The organism is Nocardia sp. XZ_19_385, from assembly GCF_015355755.1.
GTDB lineage: Bacteria > Actinomycetota > Actinomycetes > Mycobacteriales > Mycobacteriaceae > Nocardia.
This window is the reverse complement of record NZ_JACVEE010000003.1, coordinates 591,491-605,918: the sequence shown is the minus strand read 5'-3', so window position 1 is coordinate 605,918 and position 14,428 is coordinate 591,491. Positions and strand designations below refer to the sequence as shown.

Genomic DNA, 14,428 nt, shown 5'->3' with positions numbered 1-14,428 from the left:
TCGTGGGCATGACAGCGGATGTGATGACCACCTTGCAAGCCTTCTACGCGGCCGAGGCCGCATATCTCACCGAGGGTGCGGCCTTCGAGGGAATGGGTCGGCACTTGGCCTCGGATGTCGTCATGTATCAGGCGTCGAGCCTCCCCTATGGCGGCGAATGGCATGGGCACGAAGGCTTTCGGCGGTTCATCGCCGCCATGGGGGACAACTGGGACGGATTGTGGTTCGACGAGCAGCATTTCGTCAGCGACCAGGACCGGGTGGTGGTTTACAGCCGCGGCCGGCTGCGCGCCCGGCACACCGGCCGGATGCTGGAAACCTCACTGCTGCAATGGATCAGCTTCCGGGACGGTCTGATCACCGAGTTCCGGCCCTACTATCACGACACCTCGGCGGTCCTGGCCGCGCTGTCCGGCGCCGAGAACTAGACGACCTTGGCGGCGATGAGCAGCGTCCAGATCGCACCCTGATCCACGACCTCGACGCCGAGCTTCTCCGCCTTGGTCAGCTTGCTCTCGCCGACTCCAGCACCGGTGATGAGCATGTCGGTGCTCGCCGAGACCGAGGACGCCGCCGTCGCGCCCGCCTGCTCGCACAGGCGCTGGAACGTCGGGCGGGCAACCTTCTCGCCGGAGCGCGGGTCGCTGATCGCGCCGGTGATCACCACCGTCTTACCGGCCAGGGGTGCGCCGGCCGCGATGACCGGGGGCAGATCCTCCTCGCGCACGTCCAGTGAGACACCCACCGCGCGCAGCCGATCCAGTTCCGGGCGCAGGCGGGTGAGGTGCGCGACCAGGGAGGCGGCGACCTTCGGGCCGATATCCTCCACCGCCACAAGCCGTTCCTCACCCGCGTCGGCGACCTCCTCCAGCGAGCCGAAACCCGCCCGGGCCAGCCGCGCGGCGGTGCCATCGGAGGCCATCGGGATCGCCAGGCCGATCAGCGCGCGGCGCAGGCCGACCTGACGGCTGCTATCGATCGAGTCGATCATGCGCTGGGCCGAAACCTCGCCGATGCGGTCGAACTCGAGCAGACGCTCCTTGGTCAGGGTGTAGAAGTCCGACGGGTGCTCCAGGATGCCCGCTTCGGCCAGCCGCTCGATCCACACCCCACCGATGGCGTCGATGTCCGCCGCCGCTCGTGAGGCCCAGTGGATCAGCCTGCGCACCGTCTGCGCGGGGCAGGCGACGTTGGTGCAGAACAGCTCTCGGCTGTTGCCCTGCTCGGTCACCGGCTGCTCGCAGGAGGGGCAGACGGTGGGCGGCACGATCTCGTGCTCCTCCCCCGTGCGTTTCGAGGCGTCGAGCACGCCCGCCACGAACGGGATCACATCGCCCGCGCGGCGCACCAGAACCGTGTCACCGACTTTGATGTCGCGGGCGCGGATCACCTCTTGATTGGCCAGCGTGGCCTTGGTGACCGTGGTGCCGCCGACGAATACCGGCTCCAGCCAGGCGACCGGGACGATCTTGCCGGTCTTGCCCACATCCCAGATCACCTCGCGCAGCAAGGTGGTCTTCTCCTCGGCGGCGAACTTGAACGCGAGCGCGCCGCGCGGAGAGTTCGAGCGAGTTCCCGCTGCCGCGTAGGCATCTCGGTCGGCCAGGCGCAGGACCGCGCCGTCGAGGTCGTAGTCCAGATCGTTGCGACCCTGTTCGATCGCGGTGATTGCCGCTTGCGCCTGCTCGGCGTCGGCGCAGTGCCGCATCTGCGCACCCGCGATCCCGAGTGCCCGCAGCCCCTCCTCCAGATCGACGGCGGCTTCCCCGGTCGAGCTGTCCAAGTCGAACCCGAAGAACTGCAAGCGCCGCTCGGCGACCGTGGCCGGATCCTTCGCGCGCAGTGTGCCCGCCGCCGCGTTGCGCGGATTGATCAGCGGCTTGTCCGGATGCGCCGTGTTGTAGGCGACGAAGGTGGAACGCAGCATCACCGCCTCACCACGCACCTCCACCCGGCCCGGGACCTCGATCCGGTCCGGAACACCGTCGACCAGCGCGCGGACCAGCATGGTGACGTCGTCGCCGGTGGTGCCGTCGCCCCGGGTCACGGCCCGCGCCAGCCGTCCGTCCTCGAAGACCAGGGACAGGGACAGACCGTCGAGCTTGGGCATCACCACGACCGACTGGCCGGGGAAGCGGTTGAAGAACGCCACGACCTGCTCCGGCTTGGTCGCCTTCTCCAGCGACAGCATCGGACGCGCATGCCGGATCGGGGCGTGCAGCACCGCGGGCGCACCGACCTGCTCCAGCGGATTCGGGTCCGGCGTCAGGTCGGGATGCGCCGCGAGCAGGCCCCGCAACTCGTCCTCGATCGCGTCGTACTCGGCGTCCGCGACCAGCGGCGAGCCCTGATAGTAGGCGTCGCGCAGCGCCACGATGCGGTCCGCGAGCTCTTGGATGTGTTCCCCAGTTTCCACAAGACCAGACGCTACTCACACCCACCGACACCTGTCGCGACCAGTGCGACCAGCATTTTGGACTCTGAAATACAAAACGTGCTAGCGTCGGATTCATGGGCAGACCACGGGCATTCGACGAGAACGCCGTCCTCGATGCGGCGGCGGGCCAATTTCGGGTGTTCGGGTTCGGTGACAGCTCGACCGAGCGGCTGTGTGAAGTCGCCGGTGTGCGGCGGAGCAGCTTGTACAACGCGTTCACCTCGAAGGAGGAGCTGTTCGTGCAGGCGCTGCAGCGGTATCTGTCGGTGGTGGACGAGGCGCAGGGGGCGGTTCTCCGCGACGAGAGCCGCGACGGGCGGGAACGGCTGGAGGCGCTGGCCGGGCTGGTGCTGGCAGAGGAGCGGGCGGCCGCGCGGCAGGGACATGCGGCGGGCTGCATGGTCGTCGGCGCCTATATGACTCCCGGGCTCCGCGAACGCGACGAGCGGATAGCTCGGGCTCTGGACGACCAGTGGGAGCGGCGATTGGCGTTGCTGGCACAGGTGATTCGATCCGGCCAGGCCGATGGCAGCTTGCGCTCCGATGTCCACGCCGACGACGGCGCTTTGCTGGTGGTGACCGCGATCTCCGGGCTTCGAGTCATCGCACAGGCGGGGGCCGCGCCCGACCGGCTCGAGCGAGTGTTCGCCCTGGGGCTGCGGCCCCTGCTCACTATGTAGTTGCTATCCGATTCCACACGTGCACAGGAGTTTCGATGACTACCACTCTCACCGATCAGCGCATCGCGATCATCCGCCGCGCCTTCGAGCTCATCGATGCGGGCGATCCCGCGTTGCTCGATTTCTACACCGACGATGTGGAGCTGTTCTTTCCGAAATTCGGTGTCGGACAAGGTAAGCAGGACATGGCCGAGTTCGCGCGGCGGCTCTGGGCCGACCTATCGACCCTCGAGCACGATATCGACGGGCTGGACTTCATGGTCGCCGGTGACCGGATCATCGTCGAAGGCCGGGAATGGGGTACCACCGACGACGGGCGCCACTGGCCGGACCAGCGCGTCTCGACCGGCCGTTTCTGCAACGTCTTCACCTTCCGCGGCACCCTCATCAGCGCGGTCCACATCTACGTCGACCCGGACTTCACCAGCAGCCACGAACAGAAAGTTCAGCAGCTCCACCGCGCAGCCACGAACTGAGTCACTCGTTTTCGGTGACGGTGGTGTCCGGGTGCCGGCGGCTGGTGTCGGGCTTGACGAAGTGTCCCGTGATCGCGGACCGATCGCGCCGGTCACTGCCGTCGTGCGGTTCGTCCTCGCCGAGGGTGGTCTTCGGATTCTCGGCGGCCGTCTCCTCGGTGACGTATTCGCCGGTCTCGGCGGAGCGGTGATTCTTCTCGGCCATGGTTTCTCCTCTGTTCTGTTTCCGAATACCGCGGAACGTGTCAGCGAAACTCCTGGACGCTCGGTCGTGCGTTATCGTCGAGTGGAGCGTCCAGCGCTGACCTGTTGTGAATGCCAGGGAGGAATTGTGGACATAACCGACCTGATCCTCGACGACCACCGGGAGCAACGGCGGTTGTTCGCGATCCTGGAACAGATCGACCGCTCGGAAACCGGCGTGCTGTCCGCGATCTGGGACCGGCTCGCGTCCTTCCTCGAATTGCACGCGCTGGCGGAGGAGGAGATCTTCTACCCGGCGCTGCTGCAGGTGGGCATCGCGGCCCGGCGCAAGGACGGGGTGGAGGAGGAGACTCTCGACGCCATCCACGACCACAACGAGATCCGGGACGCGATCGCCGAGGTGGCACGGCATCAGGTGGGCACCGACCAGTGGTACGCGGCCGTCGCGGCAGCGAACCTGGCCAACAGCGATCACATGGCCGAGGAAGAACGAGAGGGCCTCACCGACTTCCGCCGCCTGGCCGCCCTGTCGCGCCGCCACCAACTCGCGGTCACCTTCGCCGCCTTCGAGGCGCGCAACTTCGCCGGGGTCGAGCCGGTCGACAAGGATCCCGAAGGCTACGTCCGCGCGGAAGAAAGCAAGCTGCCGACCATCGCGCCCGGTTCGCTCAGTGTCGGCAGCTTGAAGCGGAAATGACCCCGGGTACAGCCGCCGTAACCACTTGACTCGCAACCACACTGAACCAACGAACTACCGAACTTGTTGTACCGCTGCTGGATTCGCCGGGCTGTCGAGACAATGGATGGCGAGGCCGCGTTCGCCCGGACGGACATGGGGGCGTAGGTCGTGGGTAGCGGTGTAGTCGCCGCCGCGCAGCGACCGGTAGCGGATGGGCGGCTCGGTGCTGACGGCGTCCAGACGTGAGGTCAGCGCGTCGGCGCAGTTGCGATAGGTGGCGGCGTCGACGTGATTGGCGCTGCTGATGAGATGCGGACGCAGCGGCAGCATGCCGGTGTAGTGGGCAGTGCCGTGTAGCAGTGGCCAGAGGATGTCGTCGATATCCCCGCTGATCCCGCGCGGGCCCAGCGCATCAGCACGGTCACCGGCGGTGACGATGGGCAGCAGACGTCGACCGGCCAGGCCACCGTCGCCGTACTTGCGGACCTTCCCGTCCTGGTCACGGACGCCGAACGCGAACCCGTTGGTGAAAACGCGGTCGAACCAGCCCTTCAGAATCGCCGGCATGCCGTACCACCAGAGCGGGAATTGGATGATGACCGTGTCGGATTCGGCCACAAGCTGCTGTTGCCGCGCGACATCGGCGGGCAGCGTGGCCTGCAAGGTCGCGTGGCGCTGGCGATCGGAGAACGTCTCCCCGCTCGAACCGATGGTGTCGGCTTCGCTCAGCACGGGGTTCCAGTTCGTCGCGTACAGGTCGACATCGGCCACCGAGTGCCCGGTGTCCCGGAGATGTTCTACACCGTGCCGGTACAGCGAATGGCTGAGCGAGCCGGGATCGGGATTGGCGATGACCCACAGGATTGATCCGGAAGAAGTCATAGGGCTACTTTCGTATCTAGTCCCGATAATGCCAAGTACTGACATTCTCAGCACATAGTGACAAAAATGTAAGTGACCAGGTAGGAGCCCTGACATGCGCAAGCAAGTAGAAACCGCGCTGGCTGTCTGCCCCGTCGAAGTCGCCGTCTCGGTCCTCGGTGGCGCGTGGAAACTGACCATCGTCAAGAACCTGCTCGACGGTCGCCGCAGATTCGGCGAGCTCGGCCGCATGGTCGGCCCGGTCAACCCGCGCGTCCTGACCCGCCAGCTGCGCGAACTCGAAGCCGACGGACTCGTCGACCGCACCGTCTACCCCGAGGTACCGCCCCGAGTCGAGTACTCGCTCACCGAACTGGGAGCCTCCCTCGCACCCGCCGTGGTGTGGCTGAACCAGTGGGGCGCCACCTACGCCACAACGGTCGGAAACACCTCAGCCGAGGGCGACAACGCCGGGTAGAGGCGCACTAGTTCCGGGCAGCGCGCAGGAGGCGTAGCTGGCCGATTTCGGCGGCGTTCTTCATCAACTCGGCGTTCACCCAGGCGGCCGTGTGGGCGACAGACTTGTCGGGGTCCTGCCACGGAAATGTCGCCGGCGCATCGAGGTCGGCTTCGCTGATCTCATCGAGGATCTCCAACCACTGGGTGCGCAGGTCGCGCAGCCAGTCGATCGCGGCCGGTCCGGGTCCTGGCCAGGTGATTTCAGAACGGTCGTGCGGCGGATGTCGGCGCAGGTGGTCGATGGTGACGGTCCACCACCATCCGATGTGCCAGCTGAGCCAGCCGATGGTGGGGACCGGGATCGGGTCGGGTTCGGAATCGGCCCAGTCCGGCACCCAGGTGCCGGTGTCGTCCTGGTGCAGGGTCCAGCACAAATCCGCTGGCTCCCAGAGGAAGTCGGCTGTTTCCAGTCGCTCGAGGTGGTATTCGAACAGCGACCAGACCAGGTCGAACTGCCAGCGCAGGAGGGCGGAACGCGACGTATCCATAGGCCGCATCCTGCCTGGCGCCGCCGGGGTCGCCAATCGATTTACTGCTCCGGCGGCGGTGCCGTTTCGCCGGACTGTTCCAACGCTTGTTCGAGCTCGTTGCGCAACCGGGCCGCGGTCTGTTCGTCTCCGGCGTCCTCGGCGGTGGTGATGTCCTGGTGGAGCTGGGCGATGATGTCTCGCATAGTCATGTTCCCTAACCTCCTGTCGTGGATCTCCCGCTTGCTGGGATAGCCGGTTGATCTAGAGGGAAACCCCGTCCAGCTCGCTACCGATTACTTCCGCGCAGAAATCCCGTCCTCTCAATATGCGCGAATTGATTCTGCAGATGATGGTGTCGGTGGACGGGATGGCCGAGGGGCCCGAGGGAAATCTGGACTGGATCGAAGTCGACGACCCAGATCTCGATCAGTACCTTTCCGGCCTGCTGGATAGCGTGGATGCCCAGATCTTCGGGCGGGTGAGTTATGAACTGCTCGGTGAGTACTGGCCGGAGGCCGAGCGCAATCCCGCGACCCCGGGCGACAAGATGTTGGCGCCCAAGGTGAATGGGCTGCCGAAGCTTGTCGTCTCCCGGCAGCAACGCGATCTGGCTTGGCAGCCTGCGACCCGGGTCGGCGGCGATCTCGCCGGGGAGATCGGAGCCCTCAAGGCGCAGCCGGGCAAGCCGCTGATCTTGTTCGCCGGACTCGGTACCGCCCGGGAGTTCATGCGGTTGGACCTGATCGACGAATACCGGCTGCTGGTCTTTCCGGTAGTCCTGGGCGGTGGTCGGCCACTGTTCGCTGACGGGCCGCGCCGCGATCTGCGCCTGATCGAGACTGTTCCGTTCGGGCGGTCGGGTGTGGTGCTGCAGCGCTACCGCACGAGGTGAGTGGTCATGCGGCCGGCAGATGCAGGGCGAGCACCGCGGTGTCGTCGGTGACGCCGGATCCGAGGGAATCGAGCAGATCCGATACCGCGGCGATAGTGCCGGTGGCCGAAGCCGGAGCCAGCGCGCGGGCGAAGTCGAGGAGCTTGGCCTCGCCGTACCATCCGTCGGCGGTGCGGGCCTCGGTGATTCCGTCGGTGTAGAGCAGCAGTGTGTCGCCGGGCTCCAGCGTGCAGGTGCGGGTGATGATGGCGGCGTCGGGCAGGACGCCGATCAACTGCCCGCCGGGAGTTGGCAGATAGTCGGCGGAACCGTTGCCGCGCAACAGGATCGCCGGAGGATGCCCACCGGACGCCAGCGTAACCGTGGCCCGGGGCTCGTCGGGATCGAGGACGAGCTGGCCGTAGAGCACGGTGCAGAACCGCGGGGTCCCCGGTTGCGCGTCGCGCACCATGACGGTGTTGAGATGAGTCAGGACCGCGGCGGGCTCGGGGTCGTGGACCGCGGCGGCACGCAGCGTGTACCGCGCCTGCGAGGTCATGATCGCGGCGTCGACGCCCTTGCCGCACACGTCGCCGAGGAAGAAACCCCACACGCCCGGGGAAATCGGGAACAGATCGTAGAAGTCGCCGCCGACCTCTTCGGTGGAGGCGGCGTGGTAGTGCGCGGCGACCTCCATGCCCGGGACCGGTTCCAGCGCCGGGGGTAGCAGGGTGCGTTGCAGGGTCGCGTTCAGACGTTGTAGGCGTTCGCGCTCCCGGTCGGCTTCCCGGCGGGCGCGCAGCAGTTCCACTTCATAGGCCCGGCGGTCACGGGCGTCGAAGACGGTGCTGCGGATCAGCAGCGGCTGTCCATCGGCACCCGTGGTCACCCGCGATGTCACCAGCACCGGTAGTCGCTCGCCGTCGGCGGTCCGCATCTCCAGCGCGATGCCACTGATCTGACCCTGCATCCGCAGCAGCGGCGCGAAATGCGTTTCGTGGTAGATGCGTCCGCCGACGGTCAGCAGGTCGCTGAAAGAGCGTTTGCCCACCAGGTCGTCGCGCCGGTATCCGAGCCAGTCCAGCAGCGTGGTGTTCACCTTCGCGATGCGCCCGTCCAGCAGCGTCGACAGGTACCCGCACGGTGCGTTCTCGTAGAGATCCTCGACGTCGTCCTCCAGGAGTGCCGCGAACTCCGCATGTTGCTCCGGATCGTTAGCGCGGCACATCATCATCACAAACTACTGATGAAGTCGGCGATTTCGGCGGCGGTCTCCTCGGGGGCGGCCAGTTGCGGGCAGTGCCCGGTCGCGGTCAGGGTTACCAGGCGGCTGCCGGCGATGCGGGAACGGACGAACTCGCCCACCTCCGGCGGCGCGATCGCATCGTTGGAGCATTGCGCGACCAACGTCGGCACCGGCACCGCGGCCAGGTCCTCGCGGTTGTCGGACAGGAAGGTGACGCGCGCGAAGACCCGCGCGATCTCGGGATCGGTGCGGCAGAAGCTGCTCTCCAGCTCCTCGGCCAGCTCGGGGCGGTCCGGATTACCCATGATCACCGGCGCCATCGCGCCGGACCAGCCCAGATAGTTGGCGTCCAGCGACTCGAGCAGTTCGCCGATGTCGGCGGCGCTGAAGCCACCGCGGTACCCGGTCTCGGGGTCGTCGAGGAAGCACGGGCTCGGCGCCAGCAACACCAGACCCCGGAACAGCTCCGGCTCCGCCGCCACGGCCAGCACACCCATCATCGCCGCCACCGAATGCCCGACCAGCACCACCGGACCCAGCCCGACCGCGCGGCACACCTCCCGGATGTCCTCGGCGTAACCCGCCAGAGTGGAATACCGTTCCGGATCCCACGCCGAAAGATCCGACTTGCCCGAACCCACGTGATCGAAAAGCACCACGGTGAAACGCTGCTCCAAGATCGGCACCACGAGCCGCCACAGGTTCTGGTCACAACCGAACCCGTGCGCCAGCACCACCACCGGCGCACCGGCCGGTCCTGAGATTGTTACCCGGTTCCTGCTCATCACGTCGCCCACGGTTTTCATCCTTGCACTGCGTCGTGCGGCAGGATCGAAGACGGCCCGTTTCGCATTGCCCTCGGCGGTCACCGAGCGCCGCGGAGATCAGTGGCGGCAGAGCCATTCGGTGCCGTAGTGCGCGGCGTCGCCGCCCTCGAGGTGGACCCACTGGCCGTCGCCTTCGCACGGCGCGCCCGCGACCGGGCCGGAGTTCTGCGGGCTGGTCGTGGTGGGTTCGACTGCGGGAGTGGTGGTTTCGGGGCCCGCGCCGTGGTTGGGGTTGGTGCAGATCGTGCCCTCGCACGGGACCCAGGTGCCGTCACCGTTGGGGTTCGGGATGGCGTCGGGGCCGATGTAGCTGCCGCGCGGGCAGCCCGGGTCCTGGTTCTTCGCGCAGTACTCGGGGCTCAGATTGTTTCCGGTGGAGCCGTCGGCGCCGGTCTGGCCGGGGCTGGTGGTCGGCTGCGCAGGCGCTGTCGTCGTCGTGGCCGAGGACGCGGGGGTCGTGACCGGGACCGTGGTCCTGAAGGTGGTGCTCGGCTTCGGTGACGGTTCGGAATCGTTCGAGCACGCCGCGGCGCCTCCGATGAGGGCCACTCCCGCCAGGACTGCGAACAAGCGCTGCATTACTGCTCCTCTTCTCGATCCGGCCATCGGTAACTGCAAAGTTGCCATAACTCTGCCGTACGGAGGGGCAAATCCGGGGCGGAACACGACGGCGCGCCGACAACCCGCGATCGTCGAGGTCAACGCAGGTGCGATGTGTCGTTCAGCAATCGAAGCGAGGCATTCCCATTTCCGTCGTAGGCCACCTCCGAGACCGAAGCTGCGGCCAGTTCCATCCGGAACAGTGCTGCGGGTGGTGCGCCGAGCGCCAATCGGACCAGCGTCCGCAGTGGCGCGACGTGCGAGACGACCAGCACCGTCTGTCCCTGGTACCGAGCCAGCAGTTTGTCCCGCGACAAGGCAACCCGGCGCGTCACCGAATCGAGCGACTCGCCTGTGCCACCCGGCACCGCCGCAGGCGACTCCAACCACGCTGCGAACTCGACTGGGTAACGCTCGCGTACCTCGGCGAACGTAAGTCCTTCCCACACACCGAAATCCGCCTCGAGCAATCCCTCGTCGATCCGGAGCTGGAGGCTCAGCCGGCGTGCGGCCGCCGCGGCGGTCTCCCGGCATCGGCGCAGCGGCGACGAAACGACCGCATGCACCGCGCCGCGCGCCGCGAGCAGCTCCGCGGCGGCTTCGGCCTGCCGCCGCCCGATTTCCGACAGAGCCGGGTCGGAGCCCCCGCTGCCCGAAAGCCGCTTCTCCGCCGTCAGCGCGGTCTCGCCGTGCCGCAGCAGTAGCAGCGTCGTAGGGATCTCCGACCCGGACATCATGCGCCGGTATCGGCCTTCGTAACCAGGTAATTGCCGAGCACCAGGTAATCGATTTCCGTGCCCAGGAAGCAGTTCAGCGCGTCGGCCGGAGAGCAGACGATCGGCTCCCCCGCCACGTTGAACGAAGTGTTGATCAGGCACGGGACGTCGGTCAGCGCGGTGAATCGGCGCAACAGGTCCGCCAATCGCGGGGTGTCCGCCTCGGTGATCGTCTGCACCCTGGAGGTGCCGTCCACATGGGTCGCGCCCGGGATCACGTCGTGGAACTCCGGCCGCACCGGGAAGACGAAAGTCATGTACGGCGAACGGGTTTTGCGTCCCATCTCGAAGATCCGCGGCGCGTCCGCTTCGAGCACGATCGGCGCGAACGGACGAAACGGCTCGCGGTGTTTGACCCGGGTGTTGATGACATCCTTGATATCCGGGAACTTCGGGTTGGCGAGGATGCTGCGGTGCCCCAAAGCCCGTGGGCCGTGCTCGATCCGGCCCTCGTACCAGCCGATGACGACCTTCTCGGTGAGCAGTTTCGAGACTTGATCGACGATTTCGTCGTCGCTCAGCCGCGTCCATCCCACTCGATCGCTGAACTCCCGCAGGCTCTGTTCGATCGCCGAATCGTCGTACTCCGGTCCGAGATAAGGAGTTACGCGTGGCACGGATTTCTGCTGGCCGTCGTTGTCCGGGTGGTTCATCCAGGCGTAGACCGCAGCGCCCAGCACAACACCGGTATCGCTGGCACCGAAACTCACGTCCATATCGTCGAACCGCGAGCCCTCGAACAGCGGAGTGTTGTTGAGGCAGTTCAGCGCCACGCCACCTTCGAACAGCAAGTGACCCAAATCCGTCTTGGCTTCCAGTGCGCGAAGTTGGTGGCGGGTCACGACATTCAGCATTTCCTGCGCCGCCGCGGCCACCCGGGCCTGATATTCGAGGGTGGCTTGGAACGGACCGAAATACTCCTCGAAGAGGGAGTCGAGACTACGCGGATTGTCCGTTTGGAGGGGCTGACGGAAGGCGTATCGCCCATCGGGGTGTAGCTCGACGAAGTCCTCGACGAATGGATTCGGGACCGGCGGCGCCGCATATCCGGAGAGGCCCATCACCTTGTATTCGTCGTTGTTGGGCACGAATCCCAGGAACCGCGTGATCGCGCTGAACAGGATGCCGATCGAGTATTCCGCGCCGATCGCCGTCTCGCCGAAGACCCGGATCCGCCCGTCCCGGATTTCACCCATCAGCGTCGCAAGCACCTCGGCGCGACCGTCACTGACGAGGAACGCGCTGTCCTTCATCCCGGCCACGTAATAGCCAGTCATCGCGTGGGCGAAGTGGTGCGGCACGAACACCACCTTGGCCGGATCCGGCGTGAATCCGGTGCGCGCGGCGAAGTCGGCGAGGATCGCTTCGTGGCTGACGACCTCGGTGTACAGCTTGCCGATGTTGTGCAACAGGTCCAGCTTCGGCCTGGGCGGTATCGGCGCACCCACGATTCCCGACAGCATCTCGTCCAGCACTTGGGCGGAGAAGTCGAAAGGGATGGCGATCAGGTCGATGTCGGAGAATTGCAGTCCCGCCTGGTCGAGACACCACCGCACCGAGTTGACCGGGAAGTCGGTGGTCTTCTTGTCCCGGTTGAGCCGCTCCTCTTCCACGGCCGCGACCAGCTCGCCGTCCACCAGCAGCGCGGCGCCCGCGTCGTGGCCGAGCAGGTAGTGCTTGTCGATGCCGACCGCGCCGAAGTGTTCAGCGAAGACTTCCGAGACGCGTGTGAATCCGTTGCACCCCAAGACGATCATGACGATTTCCTTCTTTGTCGAGCACGAGGTCGCGGACGATCTCCCCGGCGGCAGGCGCTTGACACAGACCCTGGCCGGAGAATCCTGCCGCGTAGAGGAAGGGGCGGGCGGGGTCGCGGCCGATGAAGGCCATCCCGTCCGGGCTGACGTCGAGGTCGCCGCTCCAGCCGTGCTCGAGGCGGCGACCGGCGAGTGCCGGGTAGGTGGCGCCGAGCTGGTGCGACACCCGCTCCAGCCACGCTTCCCGGGATTCTTCCGGACCTGGGCGGCCCATCCCGACCAGGATGCGCTCGCCCCAGCTGCGAATCCGCAGACCGGACGGGTCCAGGGTCATCGGCAACGTGGGGACGTCGGCGGGCGAGTCCGCGAGGAGCATCTCGACCGGGTAGGTGGTCACCGGAAGGTGCACACCGGCGGTGGCCGCGACCGACCCTGCCCACGGGCCAGCCGCACAGACGATGGCGCCCGCACGGATGCTGCCCGCGGGAGTGTGGACTTGCCCGTCGGGATCGATGCCGGTGACGGGCGTTTCCGTGTGCAGGACGGCACCGGCCTGCTGAGCGGCGGTGGCGTAACCGCGCACGATAGCGGCGGGGTCGCAGGCGTAGGCCTCCGGCGACCAGGCCGCCGCCACGATGGCGGACTCGTCAACCAGCGGATTGAATTGTGCTGCCGCAGTGGGTGTTACGAGTTCGACCTGCACTCCTGCGGCCCGCTGCTGAGCATGCGTCCGCCGGAACTCCGCCACCTGGTGTTCTTCGGTGAACAACACCAGAAGACCGATTCGCTGCAGGCCCAGGTCGATTCCGGTCCGCTCGGCGAAATCGTGATACGCCGCCGCACTCCGGACGGCCAGGCTGCTGATCAGGGAGTTGCCGGGAAAGTAGGTCCGGACGACGCCCGCGGTGGTCCCGGACGATCCCGATCCGAGCGCACCGCGCTCCAGCAGGACCGTGCCGACCCCGGCCTCGGCGAGCCGGCACGCGATCGACGTGCCGATCACTCCCCCGCCGATGACCAGGACGTCGGTGCGTTCGGGCAACGAGCTCACGACTGATGGCCTGCTTGCGCGGGCTGCAGCTGACGCAGGTGGTCGCCGGCGTCCCACGGATACAGGTGCAGGTTCCAGCCGCCCAGGCAGTTGACGTAGAGCGCGAGTTGGCTGGCGACGGACAGGAAATCGTCGCGGTCGAGCTGGTCGAGGCAGGCCAGGAACCGCTCGGTGAAGCTCCACAGCTGCTCCAGGCCGCAGTAGCCCAGGAACTCGGCCGGTAGGCCGACCAGCAGGCGGGCCATGTGCCGCAGCGACTCCATCGGCATGTCCTGAACGGCGGCCCGGACCAGGCCACCATAGGTGGCGTACCCCAGCGGGCGAGTTTCACCGTTGACGAACAACAACGTGGGCAGCACCGTCTCGAAACTGCCTGCACCGGAAGGGATCAGGCCGCGGTGCAGATCGGCGAGCTCCGGCGGTTCGGTCAGCCAGGCCCGCTCGGTCGCGGTGTACACGTCGTGGATGAGCCGGTTGGCGTCCGGATCGGCGGCGATCAGATGCGGGATCCGGTGGCCGCCCGCCATGCCTGACTTGCGGACCTCCGCCACGATCGGCTGCTTCGTCGAATAGACCGAATCCCAGATCGCCTGCCCGGCTTCGCGCAGCGCCGGTAGGTCCTCGGTCCGGATCCGGCCTACCGGAGAGGCTGGCATCGGTTCGGTCAGCGTCCCGTATTTGATGCCCAGATGCTGTAGAGCGGAACAGAATACGGTGCCATCGGGGGCTTCGCGCCGATCCGGGATGCGGGTGGAGGCGGGCAGATGCAGCAGCGACGGGATCGGCGCGACGTGATACAGATGCTGTCCGGCTACCAGCGCGTGGCCCTGCAGACTCTGGTAGGGCAACGCCTCCCACAGCGCGTCGGCCAGTTCGGGGTTGCGACCGTCGAGTTCGGCGGTCACGGTGAGACCCAGTTCGGGCCAGGCGATCTCGAGTTGCCGGCTCTGCGACGTCTCGGTCAAGGTTGTCTC

At 66.8% G+C, this 14,428-nt stretch carries 18 protein-coding genes; 6 read left to right on the top strand and 12 right to left on the bottom strand.

From position 1 onward, the window contains the following. Positions 1-8 precede the first annotated feature (8 nt). A complete protein-coding gene (locus IBX22_RS26505) occupies positions 9-428 on the top strand; it encodes a nuclear transport factor 2 family protein (protein WP_228539447.1) in 420 nt (139 codons plus the stop codon). On the opposite strand, the gene ligA is transcribed toward IBX22_RS26505, so the two are convergent. Further along, positions 425-2,416, bottom strand: a complete 1,992-nt coding sequence (gene ligA / locus IBX22_RS26500; protein WP_194818412.1) for an NAD-dependent DNA ligase LigA — start codon at positions 2,414-2,416, stop codon at positions 425-427. The two genes, IBX22_RS26505 and ligA, sit on opposite strands and share 4 nt — an antisense overlap. Positions 2,417-2,511: 95 nt before the next feature. Here ligA and IBX22_RS26495 point away from each other — a divergent pair, with 95 nt between their 5' ends. Together IBX22_RS26495 and IBX22_RS26490 are read left to right on the top strand one after the other, a co-directional pair. Next, positions 2,512-3,117 carry a TetR/AcrR family transcriptional regulator gene (locus IBX22_RS26495; RefSeq protein WP_194818411.1) on the top strand — a complete coding sequence of 202 codons (606 nt, stop codon included), beginning with the start codon at positions 2,512-2,514 and terminating at the stop codon, positions 3,115-3,117. Positions 3,118-3,152: 35 nt separating this feature from the next. Next, positions 3,153-3,593 (top strand): nuclear transport factor 2 family protein, encoded by a 441-nt coding sequence (locus tag IBX22_RS26490; RefSeq protein ID WP_194818410.1) that lies wholly within the window; start codon positions 3,153-3,155, stop codon positions 3,591-3,593. Between the two features lies 1 nt (position 3,594). Here the strand turns inward: IBX22_RS26490 and IBX22_RS26485 are convergent, their stop codons facing one another. After that, positions 3,595-3,798 carry a hypothetical protein gene (locus IBX22_RS26485; RefSeq protein WP_194818409.1) on the bottom strand — a complete coding sequence of 68 codons (204 nt, stop codon included), beginning with the start codon at positions 3,796-3,798 and terminating at the stop codon, positions 3,595-3,597. 126 nt (positions 3,799-3,924) lie between these two features. On the opposite strand from IBX22_RS26485, the gene IBX22_RS26480 reads away from it, so the two are divergent. Continuing rightward, positions 3,925-4,494 (top strand): hemerythrin domain-containing protein, encoded by a 570-nt coding sequence (locus IBX22_RS26480; RefSeq protein WP_194818408.1) that lies wholly within the window; start codon positions 3,925-3,927, stop codon positions 4,492-4,494. A gap of 54 nt (positions 4,495-4,548) precedes the next feature. Here the strand turns inward: IBX22_RS26480 and IBX22_RS26475 are convergent, their stop codons facing one another. After that, positions 4,549-5,358, bottom strand: coding sequence for an NAD(P)H-dependent oxidoreductase (locus tag IBX22_RS26475; protein WP_194818407.1), 810 nt, complete (start codon positions 5,356-5,358; stop codon positions 4,549-4,551). Between the two features lie 94 nt (positions 5,359-5,452). Here IBX22_RS26475 and IBX22_RS26470 point away from each other — a divergent pair, with 94 nt between their 5' ends. Further along, on the top strand, positions 5,453-5,815 hold the full coding sequence (locus tag IBX22_RS26470; protein ID WP_194818406.1) for a helix-turn-helix domain-containing protein: 363 nt from the start codon (positions 5,453-5,455) through the stop codon (positions 5,813-5,815). Between the two features lie 7 nt (positions 5,816-5,822). On the opposite strand, the gene IBX22_RS26465 is transcribed toward IBX22_RS26470, so the two are convergent. Then, the gene (locus IBX22_RS26465; protein WP_194818405.1) at positions 5,823-6,344 is read right to left on the bottom strand and encodes a DinB family protein; all 522 of its coding nucleotides are present in this window, start codon (positions 6,342-6,344) and stop codon (positions 5,823-5,825) included. A gap of 41 nt (positions 6,345-6,385) precedes the next feature. Beyond that, the gene (locus IBX22_RS26460; protein WP_194818404.1) at positions 6,386-6,535 is read right to left on the bottom strand and encodes a hypothetical protein; all 150 of its coding nucleotides are present in this window, start codon (positions 6,533-6,535) and stop codon (positions 6,386-6,388) included. A 116-nt stretch (positions 6,536-6,651) separates the two neighbouring features. Here IBX22_RS26460 and IBX22_RS26455 point away from each other — a divergent pair, with 116 nt between their 5' ends. Beyond that, on the top strand, positions 6,652-7,218 hold the full coding sequence (locus tag IBX22_RS26455) for a dihydrofolate reductase family protein (RefSeq protein WP_194818403.1): 567 nt from the start codon (positions 6,652-6,654) through the stop codon (positions 7,216-7,218). Between the two features lie 4 nt (positions 7,219-7,222). On the opposite strand, the gene IBX22_RS26450 is transcribed toward IBX22_RS26455, so the two are convergent. From IBX22_RS26450 to IBX22_RS26420, 7 genes are all read right to left on the bottom strand, one after another. Next, positions 7,223-8,425 (bottom strand): PP2C family protein-serine/threonine phosphatase, encoded by a 1,203-nt coding sequence (locus IBX22_RS26450; RefSeq protein ID WP_228539630.1) that lies wholly within the window; start codon positions 8,423-8,425, stop codon positions 7,223-7,225. Between the two features lie 5 nt (positions 8,426-8,430). Next, positions 8,431-9,249 (bottom strand): alpha/beta fold hydrolase, encoded by an 819-nt coding sequence (locus tag IBX22_RS26445; RefSeq protein ID WP_194818401.1) that lies wholly within the window; start codon positions 9,247-9,249, stop codon positions 8,431-8,433. A gap of 78 nt (positions 9,250-9,327) precedes the next feature. Then, positions 9,328-9,849 (bottom strand): hypothetical protein, encoded by a 522-nt coding sequence (locus tag IBX22_RS26440; protein ID WP_194818400.1) that lies wholly within the window; start codon positions 9,847-9,849, stop codon positions 9,328-9,330. Between the two features lie 119 nt (positions 9,850-9,968). Then, complete coding sequence (locus IBX22_RS26435; protein ID WP_194818399.1) at positions 9,969-10,607, bottom strand: histidine phosphatase family protein; 639 nt, start codon at positions 10,605-10,607, stop codon at positions 9,969-9,971. After that, positions 10,604-12,403 (bottom strand): carbamoyltransferase C-terminal domain-containing protein, encoded by a 1,800-nt coding sequence (locus tag IBX22_RS26430; RefSeq protein WP_194818398.1) that lies wholly within the window; start codon positions 12,401-12,403, stop codon positions 10,604-10,606. The genes IBX22_RS26435 and IBX22_RS26430 overlap by 4 nt, the downstream gene beginning before the upstream one ends. Beyond that, positions 12,351-13,454 carry an FAD-binding oxidoreductase gene (locus tag IBX22_RS26425; RefSeq protein ID WP_194818397.1) on the bottom strand — a complete coding sequence of 368 codons (1,104 nt, stop codon included), beginning with the start codon at positions 13,452-13,454 and terminating at the stop codon, positions 12,351-12,353. Before IBX22_RS26425 ends, IBX22_RS26430 begins: the two co-directional genes overlap by 53 nt. After that, entirely contained in the window at positions 13,451-14,419 is a 969-nt protein-coding gene (locus IBX22_RS26420; protein ID WP_194818396.1) for a hypothetical protein, read from the bottom strand. The genes IBX22_RS26425 and IBX22_RS26420 overlap by 4 nt, the downstream gene beginning before the upstream one ends. Positions 14,420-14,428: the final 9 nt, after the last annotated feature.

Bases quoted from the DNA above. Each gene is read 5' to 3' on its own strand.
- IBX22_RS26485 (WP_194818409.1), bottom strand. From the start codon at position 3,798: ATGGCCGAGAAGAATCACCGCTCCGCCGAGACCGGCGAATACGTCACC.
- IBX22_RS26445 (WP_194818401.1), bottom strand. From the start codon at position 9,249: ATGAAAACCGTGGGCGACGTGATGAGCAGGAACCGGGTAACAATCTCA.
- IBX22_RS26460 (WP_194818404.1), bottom strand. From the start codon at position 6,535: ATGACTATGCGAGACATCATCGCCCAGCTCCACCAGGACATCACCACC.
- IBX22_RS26435 (WP_194818399.1), bottom strand. From the start codon at position 10,607: ATGATGTCCGGGTCGGAGATCCCTACGACGCTGCTACTGCTGCGGCAC.
- IBX22_RS26470 (WP_194818406.1), top strand. From the start codon at position 5,453: ATGCGCAAGCAAGTAGAAACCGCGCTGGCTGTCTGCCCCGTCGAAGTC.
- IBX22_RS26475 (WP_194818407.1), bottom strand. From the start codon at position 5,358: ATGACTTCTTCCGGATCAATCCTGTGGGTCATCGCCAATCCCGATCCC.
- IBX22_RS26455 (WP_194818403.1), top strand. From the start codon at position 6,652: ATGCGCGAATTGATTCTGCAGATGATGGTGTCGGTGGACGGGATGGCC.
- IBX22_RS26490 (WP_194818410.1), top strand. From the start codon at position 3,153: ATGACTACCACTCTCACCGATCAGCGCATCGCGATCATCCGCCGCGCC.
- IBX22_RS26440 (WP_194818400.1), bottom strand. From the start codon at position 9,849: ATGCAGCGCTTGTTCGCAGTCCTGGCGGGAGTGGCCCTCATCGGAGGC.
- IBX22_RS26430 (WP_194818398.1), bottom strand. From the start codon at position 12,403: ATGATCGTCTTGGGGTGCAACGGATTCACACGCGTCTCGGAAGTCTTC.
- IBX22_RS26465 (WP_194818405.1), bottom strand. From the start codon at position 6,344: ATGGATACGTCGCGTTCCGCCCTCCTGCGCTGGCAGTTCGACCTGGTC.
- IBX22_RS26495 (WP_194818411.1), top strand. From the start codon at position 2,512: ATGGGCAGACCACGGGCATTCGACGAGAACGCCGTCCTCGATGCGGCG.
- IBX22_RS26505 (WP_228539447.1), top strand. From the start codon at position 9: ATGACAGCGGATGTGATGACCACCTTGCAAGCCTTCTACGCGGCCGAG.
- IBX22_RS26450 (WP_228539630.1), bottom strand. From the start codon at position 8,425: ATGTGCCGCGCTAACGATCCGGAGCAACATGCGGAGTTCGCGGCACTC.